This is a genomic window from Streptomyces sp. NPDC002386 (assembly GCF_053593175.1).
In genome coordinates this window covers 129,644-150,536 of sequence record NZ_JBSFBX010000003.1, presented here as the reverse complement: position 1 = coordinate 150,536, position 20,893 = coordinate 129,644, and the positions used below count along the sequence as shown (strand labels likewise).

Annotated in this window: 20 protein-coding genes and 1 riboswitch; of the genes, 9 read left to right on the top strand and 11 right to left on the bottom strand. The window is 72.0% G+C overall.

Annotated features, from left to right (window positions below):
• Positions 1–7 precede the first annotated feature (7 nt).
• Positions 8–391, bottom strand: coding sequence for a hypothetical protein (locus ACWCPN_RS07825; protein ID WP_451203307.1), 384 nt, complete (start codon positions 389–391; stop codon positions 8–10).
• Positions 392–447: 56 nt separating this feature from the next.
• Between ACWCPN_RS07825 and ACWCPN_RS07820 the strand changes: the two genes are divergently transcribed.
• From ACWCPN_RS07820 to ACWCPN_RS07810, 3 genes are all read left to right on the top strand, one after another.
• Complete coding sequence (locus ACWCPN_RS07820) at positions 448–1,353, top strand: MurR/RpiR family transcriptional regulator (protein WP_365127371.1); 906 nt, start codon at positions 448–450, stop codon at positions 1,351–1,353.
• Between the two features lie 34 nt (positions 1,354–1,387).
• On the top strand, positions 1,388–2,311 hold the full coding sequence (gene murQ / locus ACWCPN_RS07815; protein ID WP_451203304.1) for an N-acetylmuramic acid 6-phosphate etherase: 924 nt from the start codon (positions 1,388–1,390) through the stop codon (positions 2,309–2,311).
• 112 nt (positions 2,312–2,423) lie between these two features.
• The gene (locus ACWCPN_RS07810; RefSeq protein WP_365127375.1) at positions 2,424–2,999 is read left to right on the top strand and encodes a hypothetical protein; all 576 of its coding nucleotides are present in this window, start codon (positions 2,424–2,426) and stop codon (positions 2,997–2,999) included.
• Between the two features lie 181 nt (positions 3,000–3,180).
• Here ACWCPN_RS07810 and ACWCPN_RS07805 read toward each other — a convergent pair whose 3' ends face one another.
• The 5 genes from ACWCPN_RS07805 to thrC form a co-directional block, all read right to left on the bottom strand.
• A complete protein-coding gene (locus ACWCPN_RS07805; RefSeq protein ID WP_365127377.1) occupies positions 3,181–4,305 on the bottom strand; it encodes an NADH:flavin oxidoreductase in 1,125 nt (374 codons plus the stop codon).
• Between the two features lie 205 nt (positions 4,306–4,510).
• Positions 4,511–6,133, bottom strand: a complete 1,623-nt coding sequence (gene groL / locus ACWCPN_RS07800) for a chaperonin GroEL (RefSeq protein ID WP_143630975.1) — start codon at positions 6,131–6,133, stop codon at positions 4,511–4,513.
• A gap of 295 nt (positions 6,134–6,428) precedes the next feature.
• The gene (locus tag ACWCPN_RS07795) at positions 6,429–6,632 is read right to left on the bottom strand and encodes a cold-shock protein (protein ID WP_004929928.1); all 204 of its coding nucleotides are present in this window, start codon (positions 6,630–6,632) and stop codon (positions 6,429–6,431) included.
• Between the two features lie 443 nt (positions 6,633–7,075).
• Positions 7,076–7,351 (bottom strand): MoaD/ThiS family protein, encoded by a 276-nt coding sequence (locus ACWCPN_RS07790; RefSeq protein ID WP_365127380.1) that lies wholly within the window; start codon positions 7,349–7,351, stop codon positions 7,076–7,078.
• Positions 7,348–8,631, bottom strand: a complete 1,284-nt coding sequence (thrC, locus tag ACWCPN_RS07785; RefSeq protein ID WP_451203301.1) for a threonine synthase — start codon at positions 8,629–8,631, stop codon at positions 7,348–7,350. Before thrC ends, ACWCPN_RS07790 begins: the two co-directional genes overlap by 4 nt.
• 17 nt (positions 8,632–8,648) lie before the next feature.
• A riboswitch (SAM riboswitch) is annotated at positions 8,649–8,790 on the bottom strand.
• A gap of 160 nt (positions 8,791–8,950) precedes the next feature.
• Between thrC and ACWCPN_RS07780 the strand changes: the two genes are divergently transcribed.
• Together ACWCPN_RS07780 and ACWCPN_RS07775 are read left to right on the top strand one after the other, a co-directional pair.
• Positions 8,951–9,922 (top strand): glucosyl-3-phosphoglycerate synthase, encoded by a 972-nt coding sequence (locus ACWCPN_RS07780; RefSeq protein WP_451203299.1) that lies wholly within the window; start codon positions 8,951–8,953, stop codon positions 9,920–9,922.
• A 106-nt stretch (positions 9,923–10,028) separates the two neighbouring features.
• Positions 10,029–11,447 carry an alpha,alpha-trehalose-phosphate synthase (UDP-forming) gene (locus ACWCPN_RS07775; protein WP_451203297.1) on the top strand — a complete coding sequence of 473 codons (1,419 nt, stop codon included), beginning with the start codon at positions 10,029–10,031 and terminating at the stop codon, positions 11,445–11,447.
• A gap of 24 nt (positions 11,448–11,471) precedes the next feature.
• On the opposite strand, the gene otsB is transcribed toward ACWCPN_RS07775, so the two are convergent.
• From otsB to ACWCPN_RS07760, 3 genes are all read right to left on the bottom strand, one after another.
• The gene (otsB, locus tag ACWCPN_RS07770) at positions 11,472–12,305 is read right to left on the bottom strand and encodes a trehalose-phosphatase (protein WP_365127384.1); all 834 of its coding nucleotides are present in this window, start codon (positions 12,303–12,305) and stop codon (positions 11,472–11,474) included.
• A 67-nt stretch (positions 12,306–12,372) separates the two neighbouring features.
• Positions 12,373–12,600: a DUF3263 domain-containing protein gene (locus ACWCPN_RS07765; protein ID WP_199211006.1), complete on the bottom strand. Its 228-nt coding sequence runs from the start codon at positions 12,598–12,600 to the stop codon at positions 12,373–12,375.
• 35 nt (positions 12,601–12,635) lie between these two features.
• Positions 12,636–13,904, bottom strand: a complete 1,269-nt coding sequence (locus ACWCPN_RS07760; RefSeq protein ID WP_451203809.1) for an extracellular solute-binding protein — start codon at positions 13,902–13,904, stop codon at positions 12,636–12,638.
• 109 nt (positions 13,905–14,013) lie between these two features.
• On the opposite strand from ACWCPN_RS07760, the gene ACWCPN_RS07755 reads away from it, so the two are divergent.
• From ACWCPN_RS07755 to ACWCPN_RS07745, 3 genes are all read left to right on the top strand, one after another.
• Positions 14,014–14,967: an ROK family protein gene (locus ACWCPN_RS07755; RefSeq protein WP_451203295.1), complete on the top strand. Its 954-nt coding sequence runs from the start codon at positions 14,014–14,016 to the stop codon at positions 14,965–14,967.
• Positions 14,967–16,136, top strand: a complete 1,170-nt coding sequence (gene nagA, locus ACWCPN_RS07750; RefSeq protein ID WP_451203293.1) for an N-acetylglucosamine-6-phosphate deacetylase — start codon at positions 14,967–14,969, stop codon at positions 16,134–16,136. Before ACWCPN_RS07755 ends, nagA begins: the two co-directional genes overlap by 1 nt.
• 118 nt (positions 16,137–16,254) lie before the next feature.
• On the top strand, positions 16,255–17,184 hold the full coding sequence (locus ACWCPN_RS07745) for a 1-phosphofructokinase family hexose kinase (protein WP_451203291.1): 930 nt from the start codon (positions 16,255–16,257) through the stop codon (positions 17,182–17,184).
• A 73-nt stretch (positions 17,185–17,257) separates the two neighbouring features.
• Here ACWCPN_RS07745 and ACWCPN_RS07740 read toward each other — a convergent pair whose 3' ends face one another.
• Both ACWCPN_RS07740 and cdgB read right to left on the bottom strand, forming a co-directional pair.
• Positions 17,258–18,196 (bottom strand): carbohydrate-binding protein, encoded by a 939-nt coding sequence (locus tag ACWCPN_RS07740; RefSeq protein WP_451203289.1) that lies wholly within the window; start codon positions 18,194–18,196, stop codon positions 17,258–17,260.
• Between the two features lie 118 nt (positions 18,197–18,314).
• A complete protein-coding gene (cdgB, locus tag ACWCPN_RS07735) occupies positions 18,315–19,973 on the bottom strand; it encodes a diguanylate cyclase CdgB (RefSeq protein ID WP_451203287.1) in 1,659 nt (552 codons plus the stop codon).
• Between the two features lie 397 nt (positions 19,974–20,370).
• On the opposite strand from cdgB, the gene ACWCPN_RS07730 reads away from it, so the two are divergent.
• Positions 20,371–20,889 (top strand): flavin reductase family protein, encoded by a 519-nt coding sequence (locus tag ACWCPN_RS07730; RefSeq protein ID WP_451203285.1) that lies wholly within the window; start codon positions 20,371–20,373, stop codon positions 20,887–20,889.
• Positions 20,890–20,893: the final 4 nt, after the last annotated feature.

Here is a 20,893-nt window from a genome sequence, read left to right as displayed (position 1 = left end):
GGGCGCCTCACGAGGACTGCGTCCCGCCCATGGCCCGCCCCAGCGACCCCACCGAGGCGACCTGGACACCCGCCTGGTGGCACACCCAGTGCGGGTCGGGCCCCAGTTCCGGTTCCACGTCCAGGGCGTGCGGGTCGCCCGAGCCGCACACCGGGCACAACGGCCAGCGGCCGTACCGCTCCAGCAGCGCGTCCTGCACGTCCTGCGCGACCAGCCCGGGCAGGAAGGGCGCGCCCTCCGGCCACTGCTCGACCCACCAGCGCCGTTCGGCGACGGAGTCCTCCACCAGTGAGACCACGTCGGCCTCGGCGACCCGGCCCGCGATCAGGTCGGCGAGCACCAGGGCGCGGGCGGCGTGCAGCGCCTGCTCCAGCGGGGTGAACGACTCCATGGTCCCCATTGTGCGCACTCTTGACCGCGAGACCGAAACGAAAATATCTTTCAGAGGTGACCCAGGACGTGAAGGAAATTTTCGGCGGTCCGGGCGGCTCCCTCGCCGCGAAGGTGCGCACCCTCGCCCCCTCCATGACCCGCTCCATGCAGCGCGTCGCCGAGGCCGTCGCGGGCGATCCGGCCGGCTGCGCCGCCCTCACGGTCACCGGCCTCGCCGAACTGACCGGCACCAGCGAGGCCACGGTCGTCCGCACCGCCCGCCTGCTCGGCTATCCCGGCTACCGCGATCTGCGCCTCGCCCTCGCCGGCCTGGCCGCCCAGCAGCAGTCGGGCCGCGCGCCCGCGATCACGACGGACATAGCGGTGGACGATCCCATCGCCGACGTCGTGGCCAAGCTCGCCTACGAGGAGCAGCAGACCCTCGCGGACACCGCCGCAGGGCTCGACACCGCGCAGCTCGGCGCGGCCGTCGCCGCCCTCGCGGGCGCCCGCCGCACGGACGTGTACGGGATCGGCGCCTCCGGTCTCGTCGCCCAGGACCTCACCCAGAAGCTGCTGCGGATAGGGCTCATAGCCCACGCGCACAGCGATCCGCATCTCGCCGTGACCAACGCGGTGCAACTGCGCTCGGGTGACGTGGCGATCGCCATCACCCACTCGGGTTCCACCGGCGACGTCATCGAGCCGCTCCGGGTCGCGTTCGACCGCGGGGCGACCACCGTCGCCATCACCGGCAGGCCCGACTCGCCGGTGACGCAGTACGCCGACCACGTGCTGACGACGTCCACGTCACGGGAGACGGAGCTGCGGCCCGCCGCGATGTCCTCCCGGACGAGTCAGCTGCTGGTGGTGGACTGCCTGTTCGTCGGGGTGGCACAGCGGACGTACGAGAGCGCGGCGCCCGCGCTGGCCGCGTCCTACGAGGCGCTGGCGCACCGGCACCGCTCCACCCCCAGGTGAGTGCAAGCACGCGAATCGGAGAGAGCCACCCCCCATGACCTCCCATGACCTGCGCAACGAGCTGGAGTCCCTCACCACCGAAGCCTTCCGGCCGGAACTCGCGGAGATCGACCGGCTGCCCACCCTCGACATCGCACGCCTCATGAACGGCGAGGACGCGGGCGTGCCCGCCGCGGTCGCCGCGCGGCTGCCGCAGATCGCCGCCGCCATCGACGCCGTGGCCGAGCGCATGGCCCGCGGCGGGCGCCTGGTCTACGCCGGCGCGGGCACCGCCGGGCGGCTCGGCGTCCTCGACGCCTCCGAGTGCCCGCCCACCTTCAACACCGAGCCCGGTCAGGTCGCCGGCCTGATCGCGGGCGGCCCCGAGGCGATGGTCACCTCGGTCGAGGGCGCCGAGGACTCGGCGGGACTGGCGCGCGAGGACCTCGACGCGCTGAAGATCCGCCCCGAGGACAGCGTGGTCGGCGTCTCCGCCTCCGGCCGCACCCCGTACGCCGTCGGCGCGGTCGAGCACGCCCGCGCGCTCGGCGCCCTGACCGTCGGCCTGTCCTGCAACGAGCACAGCCCGCTCGCGGCCGCCGCCGAGCACGGCATCGAGGTCATCGTCGGGCCCGAACTGCTCACCGGCTCCACCCGGTTGAAGGCCGGCACGGCCCAGAAGCTGGTGCTCAACATGCTGTCGACGATCACCATGATCCGGCTGGGGAAGACGTACGGGAACCTGATGGTCGACGTCCGGGCCTCCAACGCCAAGCTGCGGGCCCGCTCCCGCCGCATCGTGTCCCTGGCCACCGGGGCCCCCGACGAGGAGATCGAGCGGGCGCTCACCGAGGCCGGCGGCGAGGTGAAGAACGCGATCCTGATCGTCCTCGCCGGTGTCGACGGCCCCACGGCCGCCCGCCGCCTGGCGGACTCCGCCGGCCATCTGCGCGCGGCGCTGGGGGCGACGGCGACCTGACCGGAGCCCCGGAGGGGGCGTGGAGCCGCCGCCGGGGCGTTACCGTCGAACTGCCGGCCCCGGCCGGCACCACCCTGGACCCGGAAGAAGCCGAAGGACTGCGCGGACCGACATGAACCACGCCCAGCTCACCGCCCTCGGACGTGCTCTCAGAGTGCTCGGGGAGCACGGGGACACCCTGTCCGCCGACACCCCGGACGCCCGGCTGCACGAGGTCAAGGCCGATCTGCGGCGCGCCCTGGACCTGCTCGACGAGACCGTGGGGGCGGGGGCGCCCAGCACCCGGTGTCCCGAGCATCCGCACGGGCCCGTCGACAAGAGCGCGCCCGATCTGTGCCTGCTGTGCGAGACCCGCCGACGGGCCGCACGGCGCTCGGAGTACCAGGGCGGGGGCCGGGCGCAGGCCGGGGAGGCGTCGGGAGGCGCGCCCTCGCGCTACGGCGTCCGCGCCGACCGCCCCCAGCCGCAGCAGCGGTGGCTGCCGGAGGCGTGGAACGGCCGGGAGTGGCAGCTCTGCGGCACGCCCCGGCGGGACCGGCGGGAGGCCGAGGCGTATCTCGCCGCCCAGCGCCGCGGGTCCCGGCCGGCGATGGCGTACCGGCTGGTGCACGAGTTCACCGACTACGAGGTGCTGCGCGTGTGGGGGACGCCCGTCCAGGTCGACATCGAGCCGATGGGCAACCTCTAGCGCTGCGACCGGAAAGGTTCACCGGCTCGCGACGCCCGGCACGGCACCTCGCCGCGTTGTCGCATCACCCGAGTACATCCGGTACGCGGGCCATGCTCCGCCTTGCGATGCACCGCACCGGACGCCGCGAGCTTCCCGGCAAACCTTTCCGGCCACAGCACTGGGCGTCCCCGCGCGCACCTCAGCTGAGGGTCTGCAGCGCCGCCGCGTCGTACGGCTTCAGCTCGTCGAAGCGGTCGCCGAGCACCTTCGCCGCCCACTCGGGGTCCTGGAGCAGGGCGCGGCCGACGGCGACCATGTCGAACTCCTCGTCCTCCAGGCGGTCCAGCAGGTTGTCGATGCCCTTGACCGGGGAGCCCTCGCCCTGGAAGGCGCTGATGAAGTCGCCGTCGAGGCCGACCGAGCCGACGCTGATGACCGGCTTGCCGGTGAGCTTCTTCGTCCAGCCGGCGAGGTTCAGGTCGGAGCCCTCGAACTCGGGGAGCCAGTAGCGGCGGGTGGAGGCGTGGAAGACGTCGACGCCGGCGGCGACCAGCGGGGCGAGGATCGCCTCCAGCTCCTCGGGGGTCTCGGCGAGACGGGCGTCGTAGGCTTCCTGCTTCCACTGCGAGAAGCGGAAGATGACCGGGAAGTCCGGGGAGACCGCGGCGCGGACGGCCGCCACGATCTGCGCGGCGAAGGTGGTCCGGGCGACCGGGTCGCCGCCGTAGGCGTCGGTGCGGCGGTTGGTGCCCTCCCACAGGAACTGGTCGAGCAGGTAGCCGTGGGCGCCGTGCAGCTCCACGCCGTCGAAGCCGATGCGCTCGGCGTCGGCCGCGGCCCGGGCGAACGCCTCGATGACGGCGTCGATGTCGTCCTGGGTCATGGGGGTGGCGTCGTCGGTGCCGTCCACGCGCAGGCCGGAGGGGCCGTGGGAGGGGGCGTCCGGGTGCGGGTTCTGGCCCTGCTTGCGGACCGTGCCGATGTGCCAGAGCTGCGGCACGATGGTGCCGCCCGCCTGGTGCACCGCCTCGACGACCTTGGCCCAGCCGGCGAGCTGCTCCTCGCCGTGGAACCGCGGCACACGGCTGCTGCCGCCGGCCGACTCGTGGCCGACGTAGGTGCCCTCGGTGACGATGAGGCCGACACCCGCGGCGGCGCGCCGGGCGTAGTACGACACCACGTCGTCGCCGGGGACGCCGCCCGGGGAGAACATCCGGGTCATCGGCGCCATCACGATGCGGTTCGGCACGGTGAGGCCGCCCAGCGTGATCGGGCGGGAGAGGATCTGGGCCGCGCGGGAGGCGGGGGGCGGCGTGACGGTCACGTGGGGACTCCTCGGGAACGACTCGATAGACCGGTTGGTATGTGCGCACGCATTGTTGCAGCTCCTTAAGGAACCTCCCAGCGACTGTCGCACATTCCGCTCGCGGCCGGGGAGTCCTGTGACCCCTGACACGCCCGAGGGCGGTACCCCCTGCCTTGCGACAGGGGGTACCGCCCTCGGAAAGGACAGGCCGATCCGCGCGGGATCAGAAGTCCATGTCACCGCCCGGCATGCCGCCCGGAGCGGCCGCGGCGGCCTTCTCCGGCTTGTCGGCGATGACGGCCTCGGTGGTGAGGAACAGCGCGGCGATGGAGGCGGCGTTCTGCAGCGCGGAACGGGTCACCTTCGCCGGGTCGATGATGCCCTCGGCGACCAGGTCGACGTACTCGCCGGTCGCGGCGTTCAGGCCGTGGCCCGGGGTCAGGTTGCGCACCTTCTCCACCACGACACCGCCCTCGAGGCCGGCGTTGACGGCGATCTGCTTCAGCGGGGCCTCGAGCGCGAGCTTCACGGCCTGGGCGCCGGTCGCCTCGTCACCCTCGAGCTCCAGCTTCTCGAAGACCTGGGAGGCCTGCAGCAGGGCCACGCCACCACCGGCGACGATGCCCTCCTCGACGGCGGCCTTCGCGTTGCGGACGGCGTCCTCGATGCGGTGCTTGCGCTCCTTGAGCTCCACCTCGGTGGCGGCACCGGCCTTGATGACCGCGACACCGCCGGCGAGCTTCGCCAGGCGCTCCTGCAGCTTCTCGCGGTCGTAGTCCGAGTCGCTGTTCTCGATCTCGGCGCGGATCTGGTTCACGCGGCCGTTGACCTGCTCCGAGGAGCCGGCACCGTCGACGATGGTGGTCTCGTCCTTGGTGATGACGACCTTGCGGGCGCGGCCCAGGAGGTCCAGGGTCGCGTTCTCCAGCTTGAGGCCGACCTCCTCGGAGATGACCTCGCCGCCCGTGAGGATGGCGATGTCGCCGAGCATGGCCTTGCGGCGGTCGCCGAAGCCCGGGGCCTTGACGGCGACGGACTTGAAGGTGCCGCGGATCTTGTTGACCACCAGGGTCGACAGGGCCTCGCCCTCGACGTCCTCGGCGATGATCAGCAGCGGCTTGCCCGACTGCATGACCTTCTCCAGCAGCGGGAGCAGGTCCTTGACGGAGCCGATCTTGGAGTTGGCGATGAGGATGTACGGGTCCTCGAGCGACGCCTCCATGCGCTCCATGTCGGTCGCGAAGTAGGCGGAGATGTAGCCCTTGTCGAAGCGCATGCCCTCGGTGAGCTCGAGCTCGAGACCGAAGGTGTTGCTCTCCTCGACGGTGATGACGCCTTCCTTGCCGACCTTGTCCATGGCCTCGGCGATCAGCTCGCCGATCTGGGTGTCGGCGGCGGAGATGGACGCGGTGGAGGCGATCTGCTCCTTGGTCTCGACGTCCTTCGCCTGCTCCAGCAGGGCGGCGGAGACGGCCTCGACGGCCTTCTCGATACCGCGCTTCAGGGCCATCGGGTTGGCGCCGGCGGCGACGTTGCGCAGGCCTTCCTTGACCAGGGCCTGGGCGAGCACGGTCGCGGTGGTCGTACCGTCACCGGCGACGTCGTCCGTCTTCTTGGCGACTTCCTTGACCAGCTCGGCGCCGATCTTCTCGTACGGGTCCTCGAGCTCGATCTCCTTGGCGATGGAGACACCATCGTTGGTGATCGTGGGGGCGCCCCACTTCTTCTCGAGGACGACGTTGCGGCCCTTGGGGCCGAGCGTCACCTTGACGGCGTCCGCGAGCTGGTTCATGCCGCGCTCGAGGCCGCGCCGCGCCTCCTCGTCGAACGCGATGATCTTGGCCATGTGAAGTGGTCCCTCCAGGACTGGGGGTGATTCCTTCGGACCGCGCCCGCGCCCGCGACGGACGGCTCGCCGGCCGCGTGGTTCCTTGCCCCACTTGGCCTGCGGGCCTCACCGACCCGGTCCTCACTGTCACTCTCACCTTCAGAGTGCTAACGCAATGATTAGCACTCGGCATGGTCGAGTGCAAGCGCCTCCCGGGGTACGGGCGCCGTCGTCAGCCACCCGCGAACAGGGCCCGGGCGCGGCGAAGGGCCCGCACCCTGTGCGAGGTGCGGGCCCTTCGTACAAGAAACGTTCAGGCGCTGAGGCGAACCATGTCGGCCTGCGGGCCCTTCTGGCCCTGCGAGATCTCGAACTCCACCCGCTGGCCCTCTTCAAGGGTGCGGTAGCCGTCCATCTGAATGGCGCTGTAGTGGACGAATACGTCCGCACCACCGTCGACCGCGATGAAGCCGTACCCCTTCTCCGCGTTGAACCACTTGACGGTGCCCTGAGCCATGCCTAACTCCCCTATTACTGGCCCTTGCACAGATCCGCACTTCGCGGACCCGGGTCAGACCTCACCCCCCATTGGACGGGGGCGTGCGCCGGAACGCGTCGACCGCCGCTGAATGTATCTGCCCAACTGCCGTCTGCAACAGGTCAATCGGACGAGAAATATGGACGCGAACGGTCCGGAATGTAGCGTGAATTCGCCCGAATTCAGGGCAAGTCGGGCCCCATAAAATGCGCAAAAGCCGCAGAAAGCACCCACACTTTGGCTACTTCTTGTCGGGTGCACCGCGGTGAATCCAAGACTCCCGAACCGCGGTCCGGGAGCGGGTTCCCCAACTCTACCGCGCTCAATCACACAGAATGGCCCCCTCCGTTTCTCTCACGGGGGAGGCCATTCGATGAACAATCGGTAACCGGAGTTACCGAAGGTAATGATCGGTCATTCTGTCAGCCGCCGGCGACGGCCGGAATGATGGAGACACCGGCGCCGTCCGGAGTCGCGGTCTGCAGCCCCTGCTCGAAACGGACATCGTCGTCGTTGACGTACACATTGACGAAACGGCGCAGCTTGCCCTGGTCGTCCAGCACCCGGGCGGCGATCCCGGTGTGGTTCGCCTCCAGGTTCTCGATGACCTCGGCGAGGTTCGCGCCCTCGGCGGCGACCTCGGCCTGCCCGCCGGTGTAGGTGCGCAGGATGGTGGGGATGCGAACGGTCACGCTCATGCGAGGCCAGCCTCTCGGAAGGAGTCCAGGTTCGGGCGGATGGTGGCGGTCAGCCCGGTGCCGGCCACCGCGTCGAGGGTCTTGAGGCCGTCGCCGGTGTTGAGGACGACCGTGGTCTTCGCCGGGTTCAGCACGCCCTCCTTGAGCAGCTTGCGGGTGACGCCGACGGTCACGCCGCCGGCCGTCTCCGCGAAGATGCCCTCGGTCCGGGCCAGCAGCTTGATCGCGTCCACGACCTCCGCGTCCGTCACGTCCTCCACCGCTCCGCCGGTGCGGCGGGCGATGTCCAGGACGTACGGCCCGTCGGCCGGGTTGCCGATGGCGAGGGACTTGGCGATGGTGTCCGGCTTCTGCGGCCGTACGACGTCGTGGCCCGCCTTGTACGCGGTCGACACCGGCGAGCAGCCCTCGGCCTGGGCACCGAAGATCTTGTACGGCCGGTCCTCGACCAGGCCGAGCCTGATCAGCTCCTGGAGACCCTTGTCGATCTTCGTGAGCTGGGAGCCGGAGGCGATCGGGACCACGATCTGGTCCGGCAGCCGCCAGCCGAGCTGCTCGCAGACCTCGTACGCCAGGGTCTTGGAGCCCTCCGCGTAGTACGGCCGCAGGTTTACGTTGACGAAGCCCCAGCCCTCGCCGGCCGGGTCGCCGATCAGCTCGGAGCAGAACCGGTTCACGTCGTCGTAGTTGCCCTCGATGCCGACGAGCTCGCCGCCGTAGATCGCGGCCATGACGACCTTGCCCTGCTCCAGGTCGTGCGGGATGAACACGCAGGAGCGGAGGCCGGCCCGGGCGGCGGCGGCGCCGACCGCGCCGGCGAGGTTGCCGGTGGAGGAGCAGGACAGGGTGGTGAAGCCGAAGGCGCGGGCGGCCTCCAGGGCCTGGGCGACGACGCGGTCCTTGAAGGAGTGCGTGGGGTTGCCGGAGTCGTCCTTCACGTACAGGCCGCCGGTGACGCCCAGCTCGCGGGCCAGGTTGTCGGCCTTGACGAGCTTGGTCCAGCCCGGGTTCAGGTTCGGCTTGTCGGCCACGTCGGCGGGGACGGGCAGCAGCGGCGCGTAGCGCCAGATGTTCGCGGGACCCGCCTCGATGCGCCGGCGCAGCTCTTCGGCGTCGTAGGCGGAGAAGTCGTAGGCGATCTCCAGCGGGCCGAAACACTCCTCGCACGCGAAGACCGGTCCGAGGGGTACCCGGTGGCCGCACTCGCGACAGCTCAGGGCAGCGGCGGGGCCGAGATCGACGGCGGGATTGCTGGTGCTTGCAACTGTCTGCACAGCCATGGAGGCGAGGCCCTTTCTCCTCATCTTCCTCACGACGCATCTCGCCGTGAGACGGATTTGGCACCTTCCCTGGCCGGGAGCCTCGCGCGAAACGAGTGCGGCTCAGGGGGGTTGCCGGGGCTTCATCGGGCCGTGTCCCTCTGCCCCTCTGGATGAGCGGTATTCGGTTGTGAACGCCGGGAGACCCCCGACATGCGATGGTCATCGGCGTTGTTCAAGACTGTAACCGACGGCCGGGACAGTTGAGATAGTCGTCCGAACCGCGAGATGCATCACCCCCCTCAACAGGTGTGATCACGACAGTGAGGAGCCGCAGACCGTGCTGGAAGAAGTCGAGCGCTGGCTGGCCACCCGCTCCTGGTCCGTGGCCGACCGCCCGCTGCACGGAGTCCTGGCCGCCAAGCAGCGCACCGGGCAGTCCGTCTCCGTCGTCCTGCCCGCGCTCAACGAGGAGGAGACGGTCGGCGACATCGTCGCCGTCATCCGTCACGACCTCGTGCGGCAGGCTCCGCTGGTCGACGAGATCGTCGTCGTCGACTCCGGCTCCACCGACCGCACCGCTCAGGTCGCCGCCGCGGCGGGCGCCCGGGTGGTGCACCGCGACAGCGTCCTGCCGCGCATACCGGCCGTCCCCGGCAAGGGCGAGGTGCTGTGGCGCTCGCTGCTGGCGACGAGCGGGGACATCGTCTGTTTCGTCGACGCCGACCTGAGGGAGTTCTCCTCCGACTTCGTCCTCGGCATCGTCGGCCCGCTGCTCACCGACCCGGACGTCGACCTGGTCAAGGCGATGTACGACCGCCCGCTCACCGTGCCCGGCGGGCGCGCCTCCGGCCCGGCCGCCGCCGGGCAGGGCGGCCGGGTCACCGAGCTGATGGCCCGCCCGCTGCTGAACATGCACTGGCCGCAGCTCGCCGGCTTCGTGCAGCCGCTGGGCGGGGAGTACGCGGCCCGCCGCTCGCTGCTGGAGCAGCTTCCGTTCCCGGTGGGCTACGGTGTGGAGCTGGGCATGCTGGTGGACGCGCTGCACCTGGTGGGGCTGGACGCGCTGGCCCAGGTGGACGTGGGGGTGCGCAGGCACCGGCACCAGGACGGGCAGGCGCTCGGCCGGATGGCCGCGGCCATCTACCGCACCGCCCAGCTCCGGCTGGCCCGCGGCCACCTCGTACGGCCCTCGCTCACCCAGTTCGAACGGGGCGAGGACGGGTTCGAGCCGCGCACCTACCCGGTGGACACCGAGGAGCGGCCGCCGATGGTGGAGATCGCCGAGTACGCGCACCGCAAGGTGGCCTGAGCCACGGGCGTGCGGCGCGTTGAACGCGGAAGAACGGCTGTATACAGCCCCCTTCCGGGGCGGAGCGTACGTTTGAGCGTTTCCGGGCCGGGCTAGGTTGAGAATCATGGCTTCAACGCAGGGTGCTGAGGTGCTGGTCGCGTCCAACCGCGGCCCGGTTTCGTACGAGGTGCTCGAGGACGGCTCGCTGAGCGCCAGACGGGGCGGGGGCGGGCTGGTCTCGGGGCTGTCGGCCATCGGGCCGGACCACGACGCGGTGTGGGTCTGCGCCGCGCTCGGCGACGGCGACCGGGAGGCGGTACGGCGGGCGGGCGGAGGTCCGCTGCCGGCCGAGGACACCGGCGAGCAGCGGGTGCGGATGCTCGACATCGACGCGACCGTGTTCGCCGACGCCTACAACGGCATCGCCAACTCGGCGCTCTGGTTCGTCCACCACATGCTGTACCAGACCCCGCTGGAGCCGGTCTTCGACGCGGAGTTCCGCCGCCAGTGGGCCTCGTACCAGGCGTACAACCGGGCGTTCGCCGAGGCGCTGGCGCAGGAGGCGGCCGAGGGAGCCGCGGTGCTCATCCAGGACTACCACCTGGCCCTCGCCCCGCGGATGCTCCGCCAGCTCCGCCCCGACCTGCGCATCGGCCACTTCTCGCACACCCCGTGGGCCCCGCCGGACTACTTCCGGCTGCTGCCCGACGACATCGCCGCCGAGCTGCTGACCGGCATCCTCGGTGCGGACCGGGCGGCGTTCCTGACCAGGCGCTGGGCGGACGCGTTCACCGACTGCTGCCACGCGGTGCTCGGCCCCGGCATCCCGTCCGGGACCCGGATCGGGGTGCACGGGCTCGGCGCGGACGCGGACTTCCTGCGCGAGCGGGCGCACCGGCCGGACGTGGACGAGCGGATGGCGGCGCTGCGCGCGGAGATCGGCGAGGGGCGCCGGACCGTCGTCCGGGTGGACCGCACCGAGCTGTCCAAGAACATCGTGCGCGGACTGCTCGCGTACCGGCAGCTCCTGGAGGCCCGCCCCGAGTGGCGCGAGCGGGTGGTGCACCTCGCGTTCGCCTACCCCTCGCGGCAGGACCTCGCGGTCTACCGCGACTACACGGCCGAGGTGCAGAGGGTCGCGGACGAGATCAACTCCCGTTTCGGGACGCCCGGCTGGACGCCGGTGGTGCTGCACGTCAAGGACGACTTCGCCCGCTCCCTGGCCGCCTACCGGCTCGCGGACGTGGCCCTGGTCAACCCGATCCGGGACGGCATGAACCTGGTCGCCAAGGAGGTGCCGGTCGTCTCCGACGAGGGGTGCGCGCTGGTGCTGTCGCGGGAGGCCGGGGCCTACGAGGAGCTGGGCGAGGACGCGATCGTGGTCAACCCGTACGACGTGGTGGGCACGGCGGACGCGCTGCACACCGCGCTGAGCCTGCCGCCGGGCGAGCGGGCGGAGCGGTCCAAGCGGCTGGCCGCCGCCGCCACCGCGCTGCCGCCGGCGCGGTGGTTCCTGGACCAGCTCGACGCGCTGACCGGCTGACGGCCACCGGCCGGGCGGGCCGGGTCAGCCGAGCCGCGCGGCCAGCGCGCGCAGCAGCGCGACGACGCCCTCGGGGCCGTCGACCACCAGGTCGGCGCGTTCGGCCAGTTCCGTGACCTCGGTGCTGCCGCTGCAGACCAGCAGGCCGGGGACGCCCTCGGAGCGGAGCTCCTCGACGGCCGCGAAGGCGGGCAGGTCGCCGAGGTCGTCGCCCGCGTAGAGGACCGATCCGGCGGCGGTGCGGCGCACGTGGTCGAGGAGGGCGACACCCTTGTCCATGCCGGGCGGGCGCAGTTCCAGGACCAGCCGGCCGGGTTCGACGATCAGGCCGTGCCGGGCGGCGAGTTCGGTGAGGGGTCCGCGCAGGGCCTCGAAGGCGGCCTGCGGGTCGTCGGCGCGGCGGGTGTGCACGGCGACGGCCCGGCCCTTGTCCTCGGTCCAGGTGCCGTGGCCGGCGCCGGCGCGCTCCAGCAGGCCGGGCAGTTCGGCGCGGACCGCGGCCACACCGGGGTGCGGCGGGGGCGCGGTGACCTCGCCGGTCGCGGCGTCCCAGCGCTCGGCGCCGTAGTGGCCGAGGACGGTGAGGTGTTCCAGGCCGGGCACGTCCGCGAAGCCGCCGTACCGCACCGCGACCTCGGCGGGCCGGCCGGTGACCACGGCGACGGAGGCCACCTCGGGGGCGAGCCCGGCGAGCGCCGGAACGGCGTCGGGGTGGGCGCGGGCCTGCTCGGGGTCGGCGACGATCGGGGCGAGGGTGCCGTCGAAGTCGAGTCCGATCACCGCCGCGCGGGGCTTGGCCAGCAGGGTGTGCAGTCCGTCGCGGCCCGCCTGGGTCGCCGGGGTCGGCAGGAGGTCCATACAGGGACACTATCCGGCGCGGGCCCGGGTCACTCCTGGAGCGTCTCCCCCGGCCGGCGCGGGCGGTTCAGCGCTCCGCGCGGCGGGCCTCGCGCACCCGGCGCAGGCGGTTCACCGTGACCGGGTCGGCGGCGAGCGCCCGCGCGTCGTCCAGGAGGGCGTTGAGGAGCTGGTAGTAGCGCACCGGGGTGAGACCCAGCTCCTCGCGGATGGCCCGTTCCTTCGCGCCGGGGCCGGCGAAGCCCCGGCGTTCCAGCGCGAGGACGGCCCTTTCACGGCTGCCCAGTTCCTCCATGGGGCCACCGTAGCGCCGGGCACCGACAGCCGGCCTCAGTTCACGTCGGCGCTGTCCGCGGCGGACGCCGTCGACTGGAGCCGGGACAGCACGTCGGCGGGGCTGCCGCCGGGGGTGACCGCCTGGCCGATGTTCTTCTTCACGGCCGCGCTGACCGAGGCCCAGGAGGTCTTGCCGACCGGGTAGAGCTGGGAGAGCGGCAGCTCGTCGAGGAAGGGACGCAGGGCCTTGTCGCCGGCCGCGTCCGAGTCGGACATCACGCCGGACGCGGAGTCGGTGACCGGCAGCAGCCCGTACTCGCGGGAGAAGGCCAGGACGTTCTTCTTCTCGTAGACGAAGTCGAGGAAGTCGCCGATCTCGCGGGCGTGCCCGTTCTGCTTGAAGCCCATCATCCAGTCGGCGACGCCCATGGAGGCCTTGGCCCGGCCGGTGCGGCCCGGCATCGGGACGGTGCCGAACTTCACGCCCTTCCTGGCGGCCTGCTGGATCAGCGTGGGGTGGCCGTTGAGCATGCCGACCTGGCCGTCGGCGAAGGCGGCGAAGGCGTCCGCGCGGTTCAGCTTGCCGGGGGCGACCGGGCCGGTCAGGCCCTTGCCGACCAGGTCGTCCTTGAGCCAGGTGAAGGTCTCCACGTTCTTCGCGGAGTCGATGCTGTAGGCGCCGATGTCGTCGGTGTAGCCGTCGCCGCCGCCCAGCAGCCACTGCATGGTCTCGGCCTGGGCCTCCTCGGGGCCGAGCGGCAGCGCGTAGGGGTACTTCACGCCCTTGTCCTTGAGCGCGCGGGCGTCCGCCGCCAGTTCGTCCCAGGTGGTGGGCGGGGTGATGCCGGCCTGGCTGAACAGCGTCTTGTTGTAGAAGAGCACCCGGGTGGAGGCCGCGAAGGGTATGCCGTACTGCACGTGCTTCCACTGGCCGGCGTCGGAGAGCGCGGAGGGGAAGTCGGCCTGGGTGCGGATGGAGAGCAGGTCGGAGGCCTGGTACAGCCTGCCCGCGGCCGCGTAGTCGGCGTAGGCGCCGATCTGGGCCAGGTCGGGGGCGTGCCCGGCGTCGACCATCTCCTTGACCTTGCGGTCGACGTCGTTCCAGGAGTAGACGCTGACCTCGACCTTCACTCCGTGCTTGGCCTCGTACTCCTCGGCCAGCTCGTCCCAGTACTTCTTGGAGCCGTTCGCCGACGAGTCGCCGTAGTCGGCCGCGACGAGTCTGAGGGTCACGTCGGAGTCCGTGCTCCCGCAGCCGCCGAGGACCGCCGTCATGCCCAGTGCGGACACCACCGCGATCGTTCCTGCCGTACGCCGACGCACCCTCAAAGCCCCAACCCTGCTGTCTGACCGTTCAATATGTGGACGCATAAGGTCTACACCACGTGAGTGGACTAGACCTCTTGTGGGTCCGGGGGTCACACTGTCCCCCGTGAGACATGTCATCGCCCTGGACGTGGGCGGTACCGGGATGAAGGCCGCCCTCGTCGGTGACGACGGCGAGCTTCTGCACCGCGCCCGCCGGGCGACGGGACGCGAGCGCGGGCCGGACGCGGTGGTCGGCACGATCCTCGGTTTCGCCGCCGAACTGCGCGCGTACGGCGTCGAGGCCTTCGGCGAGCCGGCCGCGGCGGCCGGCGTCGCGGTGCCGGGCATCGTCGACGACGAGCACGGGATCGCCGTGTACGCCGCCAACCTCGGCTGGCGCGACGTCCCGCTGCGCGACCTGCTCGCCGAGCGGCTCGGCGTCCCCGTGGCACTCGGCCACGACGTGCGCACCGGCGGGCTCGCCGAGGGGCGGATCGGCGCGGGCAAGGGCGCCGACCGGTTCCTGTTCGTGCCGCTGGGCACCGGGATCGCGGGCGCCATCGGCGTGGACGGCCGGGTGGAGGCGGGCGCGCACGGGTTCGCCGGCGAGATCGGGCACATCGTCGTACGGCCCGGCGGCACCCCGTGCCCCTGCGGGCAGCACGGCTGCCTGGAGCGGTACGCCTCCGCGTCCGCGGTCAGCGAGGCATGGGCCGCGGCCTGCGGGGACCCGGAGGCGGACGCGGCCGACTGCGCCAAGGCCGTCGCGTCCGGCGACCCGAACGCCGTCCGGGTGTGGCAGGAGGCGGTGGACGCGCTCGCCGACGGACTGGTCACCGCGCTCACCCTGCTGGACCCGCGCACGCTGATCATCGGTGGCGGTCTGGCCGAGGCGGGGGAAGTGTTGTTCCAGCCGCTGCGGGACGCCGTCCGGCGCCGGGTCACCTTCCAGAAACTGCCGTCCATCGTCCCCGCCGCCCTCGGCGACACCGCCGGCTGCCTGGGCGCGGGACTTCTCGCCCGGGATCTCCTCGACTCCACCGGCCCCACGACCGACCCCTCGGAGGTAACCGCCTGATGGCTCCCAGCTTGGTTCTCGCAGGTGCTCGGGTGGTGCTGCCCACCGGGGTGGTGGACGAAGGACACGTGACCGTGGAGGGCACGAGGATCACCGCGGCCGGCGCGCCGGACCCCGGGGGCGCGACGGCCCCGGCCGGTGCCGAGGTGATCGACGTGAGCGGTCACTGGCTGGTCCCGGGCTTCGTGGACATCCACAACCACGGCGGCGGCGGGGCGTCCTTCTCCGGCTCGGCCGAGGAGATCCTCACCGCCGTGCGCACCCACCGGCGGCACGGCACCACGACGCTGGTCGCCTCCACCGTCACCGACGAGATGGACCTGCTGGTCCGGCAGGCCGGGCTGCTGAGCGAACTGGCCGAGCAGGGCGACATCGCGGGCATCCACTTCGAGGGACCCTTCATCTCGCCCTGCCGCAAGGGCGCGCACTCCGAGGAACTGCTGCGCGACCCGGAGCCGGCCGAGGTGCGCAAGCTGATCGACGCCGGGCGCGGCCGGGCGAGGATGGTCACGCTCGCGACGGAACTGCCGGGCGGCATCGACTCCGTACGGCTGCTCTCCGAGCACGGGGTGATCGCGGCGATCGGGCACACGGACGCCACCTACGAGCAGGCCGTCGCGGCCATCGACGCGGGCGCCACGGTCGCCACCCACCTCTTCAACGCCATGCCCGCCCTGGGCCACCGCTCCCCCGGCCCGATCGCCGCCCTGCTGGAGGACGAGCGGGTCACCGTCGAGCTGATCAACGACGGCACCCATCTCCACCCGGCCGCGCTGGAGCTGGCGTTCCATCACGCGGGCGCCGACCGGGTCGCGTTCATCACCGACGCGATGGACGCGGCCGGCATCGGCGACGGCCGCTACATGCTCGGCCCGCTGGAGGTCGAGGTCAGCGAGGGCGTGGCCCGGCTGGTGCACGGCGGTTCGATCGCCGGATCCACGCTGACCCTGGACCGCGCGTTCAAGCGGGCCGTGACGGTCGACGGGCTGCCGGTGCGCGACGCCGTCACCGCCCTGTCCGTCAACCCGGCCCGCCTGCTGGGCCTGTCCGACCGCATCGGCTCCCTGGAGCCCGGCAAGGACGCCGACCTGGTGCTGCTGGACGCGGACTTCGACCTCAAGGGCGTGCTGCGCCAGGGGGAATGGGTCGTCGCGCCCCAACTGCCCTGATCCGTCCATGCGTCGAGAGACGGTGACCGACCTCGCACTGGGCCGGCCGCCGTCTCTTTGGCATGATCGGGTCCCCGCCAACCGATGGCGCGACGGACTTCGAGGGAGGTCGGACCTGGTGATCCTCACGGTCACGCTGAACACCGCTCTCGACATCACCTACCGCGTACGGTCGCTGCGGCCGCACACCTCGCACCGCGTCTCCCAGGTCCTCGAACGGCCGGGCGGCAAAGGCGTGAACGTGGCCCGGGTCCTGGCCGCCCTCGGCCACGAGGTGACGGCCACCGGCTTCGCGGGCGGCGCCACCGGACTGGTGCTGCGCGAACGCCTCGCGCAGCACCCCGGAGTGACGGACGCGCTGGTGCCGGTCGCGGGGGCCACCCGGCGCACGGTCGCCGTCGTGGACGAGCGGACCGGCGACACCACCCAGCTCAACGAGCCCGGCCCGCAGATCACCCCGGCCGAGTGGGGCGCCTTCCAGGACCGGTACGCCGAACTGCTCGGCCGTGCCTCGGCGGTGGCGCTGTCCGGCAGTCTGCCGCCGGGCGTGCCGGTCGGCGCGTACGCGGGGCTGATACGCGCGGCCCGCGCCCATGCCGTCCCCGTGCTGCTGGACGCCGGCGGAGAGCCGCTGCGCCGCGGGGTGGCGGCCCGCCCCGACATCATCAAGCCGAACTCCGAGGAGCTGGCCGAGCTCACCGGCTCCCACGAGCCGTTGCGCGCCACCCAGGACGCCCGCCGCCGCGGCGCCCACGCGGTGGTCGCCTCCCTCGGCCCGGACGGCCTGCTCGCGGCCACCCCCGAGGGCCGCTGGCGCGCCACCCCGCCCGCCCGCGTCCACGGCAACCCGACCGGTGCGGGCGACTCGGTAGTGGCGGCCCTGCTGTCGGGCCTGGTGGAGCGACTGCCCTGGCCGGACCGCCTGGCCCGCGCGGCGGCCCTGTCGGCGGCGACGGTACGGGCGCCCGGCGCGGGCGAGTTCGACCCCGGGACCTATGCGGAGCTGCTGGAGCGGGTCGCGGTGACTGGGGTGGTCAGCGCGGCGTGAGAGGCCGGGCCCGGACGGGAGGTCCGAGGGCCTGTCAAACGCCGCGCGGCAGGCGCAAATCGTCAGACAGGCCTTAGCCCTTGACCTGGCCCTTCTTGATCCAGAGCTGGTCGATCAGGGCGTCGCACTTGTCGCCGGGCTGGCAGGAGATGGAGACCGTGTTGTGGCCCTTGTCGAGGGTGGGCCACACGAAGGTCGTGGTCCAGCCCTTGGAGAAGTCGCCGTCGTTGGTGTGCGTGTAGTTCTTCAGCGGCAGCTTGCTGCCGAACGGCTTGCCGTTGACGGTGACCGTCATCGCCTGGTCCTCGCCGACCACGCTGAAGTGCGCGAAGAGGGTGTAGGCCCCCTGCTCGGGAACGTTGTCGAACGTCCAGGTGACCGAGGACCCGACGCTGTTCAGGCCGCCCACGTAGGTGCCGCCGGCCGCCTGGGCGCCCTTGACGTCCGAGGCCTTGGCGGCGTTGCCGGCGAGCTGGAGGGCGGCGGCGTCCGTCTTCGGCAGTTCGCCGGCCGGTGCCGAGGCGCTGTTCGACGGGCTGGGGTTGCTGCTCTGGGACTGGGCCGGGGAGGCGTCCGCCTGGTTGCCCGACTTGTCGTCGTCCGTGTTGCCGTTGATCATCGCCACACCGATGCCGATGACGACCGCGGCGACCACCGCGATCGCGCCGATCAGCAGGCCCTTGGTGTTCGGGCCGCGGCGCCCGCCGCCACCGGCGGGCGGCATGGGCTGCCTGCTGGTCTGGGCGCCGCCGGGCAGCGTCTCGGGGGCCTGGTAGTGGGCGTTCGGCTGGCCGTAGGCACCCTGCTGCGGGACCGGGGGCTGCTGCTGGCCGTAGGGGGCCTGCGGCTGCGCGTACTGGCGCTCACCGACCGTGCGCACTCTGCTGACCGAGTTCGGATAGCCGTAGCCACCCGACGGCGGCTGGGCTCCTCGGGCCTGGCCGTCGGCGTACAGGTAGCCGAACGGGTCGTCGTCCTCGGGCGTGCTCGCGCCGTTGTCGCCGGGCGTCATCCCTTGGTACTCCTCAACAGGTGCGGGTGGATGCGATACGGGTGTGGAATGGCGAGCCTACCCGCTCCCACTGGGCCAAACGGGTGACTCGTATCGCATCACTTCACTGACCTGCGATTCATCCGGCACGCCGGTGCTGTTTGGGACGAGATCGTTTCTCTACGTACATCCGTTCGTCGGCGGACTTCAACACTTCGTCCGCCGTCATGCCGCAGTGCGCCCAGCCGATGCCGAAGCTCGCGCCCACCCGGACGGCCCGGCCCTCGGCGCGGATGGGCTGGATGATCTCGTTGCGCAGCCGTACGGCGAGGTCCTGGGCGTCGGCCTTGCCGAGGCCGTCGGCGAGGATCACGAACTCGTCGCCGCCGAGCCGGGCGACCGTGTCGCCGTCGCGCACCCCGCGGGTCAGCCGACGGGCGACCTCGATGAGCACCGCGTCACCCGCGTTGTGGCCGAACCTGTCGTTGATCGACTTGAAGCCGTCCAGGTCGCAGAAGAGGACCGCGAGGCCCTTGGCGCCGTCGTCGTGGCCGTCCTCGGGGGCGACGGTGTGGACGTGGTGGTCGTAGCCGTCGAACGCCTCCACGCCCTGCGCGAAGTCGAAGCCGTGCCCGGGCGGGGCGTCGAAGGCGGGGTGGCCGTAGGCCGCGTCCAGGGACTCCATGGCGCCGGCGTGGGACGGGCGGTGGCACAGGCGCGCGGAGAGCCGGGAGCGCAGCTCGGCGGAGTTCGGCAGTCCGGTGAGGGAGTCGTGGGAGGCGCGGTGGGCGAGCTGGAGCTCGCGGCGCTTGCGCTCCTCGATGTCCTCGACGTGGGTCAGCAGGAAGCGGGGCCCGTCGGCGGCGTCGGCGACCACGCTGTTGCGCAGGCTCACCCAGACGTAGCTGCCGTCGCGGCGGCCCAGCCGGAGCTCGGCCCGGCCGCCCTCGGCGGACGTCCGGAGCAGGGTGCCGATGTCCTCGGGGTGGACCAGGTCGGAGAAGGAGTAGCGGCGCATCGCGGAGGCGGGGCGGCCGAGCAGCCGGCACAGCGCGTCGTTGGTGCGCAGGATGCGGCCGTGCTGGTCGCCGCCCATCTCGGCGATGGCCATGCCGGAGGGCGCGTACTCGAAGGCCTGCCGGAAGCTCTCCTCGCTCGCCCTGAGCGCCTGCTGCTCGCGTTCGAGGCGGACCAGGGCGCGCTGCATGTTGGAACGCAGACGCGCGTTGCTGATCGCGATGGCGGCCTGGAAGGCGTACATCTGCAGGGCCTCGCGGCCCCAGGCGCCCGGGTGACGCCCGTTGCGCGGCCGGTCGACGGATATGACGCCGAGCAGCTCGCCGGAGGAGCCGCCGCCCTGTGCGCCGGGCGTGTACATCGGGGCGAAGAGGCGGTCGGAGGGGTGCCACTCGTCCTCGAAGCGCGGGGCGGGACCGTCGGTGTACCACTGCGGGACGTCGTCGTCGTCCAGCACCCAGCCCTCGGTGTGGGGTATGAACACGAGGTCGCCCCACTGCTCGCCCATGCCCAGCCGCCGGTCCCAGGAGTCGCGGGAGCCGACCCGGCCGGTGATCAGGGCCTCGGCGGCGGAGTTGCCGGAGAAGGCGGCGATGACGAGATCCCCGTCGGGGCGGACGAGATTGACGCACGCCAGCTCGTACCCGAGGGCGCTGACCGCGCCGTCGGCGACCGTCTGCAGTGTGTCCGCCAGGCTGCGCGCCGTGTTCATGTCGGCCATGACCTGGTGCAGCTGCCGCAGGGACGCAAGGCGGACATACGGTTCCGACTCGGTCTCCATGCTCGCCCTCCCCCCGAGACCTCGCAGCGAATCAAGGGCTGTGTCCGGCGCTTCCTTACAGTGCTTCCCGTCGTCTCTCAGTGGTCTTCAGCCACTGAATCACAGCGCGCTCCCCACTCGGTACACAGGGTCAACAATATCTGTCCCTTGTGACTCAAGTCACAGGGGAACGTGAACAATTGAGTGGAGTTTCTGCGTTTTCCCTGTGCGTTTACTGAACGCAAGCTTTGTCGTTGTGTGCACATGATGCACGAACCGTCACTCCGTGGTCCCCCGGTCCTAGGACCCGGCTGGGACCGGGGCCCGATGCGGCCCGTCCGGGGCGGAGATTAGCGTTCATGCCGTGCTGAACACCTCCTCCCCCACCGCCGCAGCAGTCACCGGGCATGCTGAGGGGGTGAGCAACGACGAGTTCCGGGCCGCCATGTCCCGGCTGGCCGCGGGCGTGGTCCTGGTGACCGCGCAGGAACCGCCGCTGGACCCCGACGACCCTGCCGCGCCTGCCGGCGAGGACGTCGGCATGACCGCCACCGCCTTCATGTCCGTCTCGCTGGACCCGCCGCTGGTGATGGTCAGCCTGCGCGAGGGCTCGCGCATGGACGACCTGCTCGACGAACAGCCGCTGTGGGCGGTCTCGGTGCTCGCCGAGAGCCAGCGCCACATCGCCGGCCGCTTCGCCATGAAGGGCCGGATCAGCGACCGCCTGCTCTTCCAGGACCTGCCGCGGGTGCGCGGCGAGGTCACCGGCGCCCCGCTGGTGGACGGCGCGCTGGCCACCCTGGAGTGCCGCACCGAGCAGCGGGTGCCGGCGGGCGACCACACCCTCGTCATCGGCCGGGTGCTGACCGCCCGGGCCCCGGGCGCCGAGGGCGGCCCGCTGATGTACTACCGCGGCCGTTACCGCCAGTTGGGCTGACGAC